Origin of the sequence: Acinetobacter sp. USHLN143 (assembly GCF_037145695.1) — a bacterium.
Classification (GTDB): Bacteria; Pseudomonadota; Gammaproteobacteria; order Pseudomonadales; family Moraxellaceae; genus Acinetobacter; species Acinetobacter fasciculus.
In genome coordinates, this window is the sequence record NZ_JBBCWZ010000253.1 from 1 (window position 1) to 330 (window position 330).

General features: G+C 33.9%; 1 protein-coding gene. It reads left to right on the forward strand.

All coding sequences use genetic code 11. From position 1 onward, the window contains the following. The coding region (locus tag WFH18_RS17965; RefSeq protein WP_336755431.1) for a transposase family protein at positions 1–216 on the forward strand (216 nt) is incomplete at its 5' end. Positions 217–330 lie beyond the last annotated feature (114 nt).

Here is a 330-nt window from a genome sequence, read left to right on the forward strand (position 1 = left end):
TATCGAACATTTTTCCATCTTGGTATGAGTTACGGTGTATCTGAAACGAGTGCAATTCGTATCACACGTGTTATTGAAGATACCTTAATCCGTTCTGGAAAATTTAACTTGTCAAAACAACTTCCTAATCGAGATGAAGTGGATTGGGAAGTTGTTGTGATTGATGCAACTGAAATATTAGTTCAACGTCCAAAAAAAACAGAAGAAATGGTATAGCGATAAAAAAAAGCGACATACCTTTAAATTTCAGCTATCTATGCACTATACAACAGGTGAAATACTGAGTGTATGTGGAAGTCATGGAAGCATGCATGATTTTAAAATATTTAA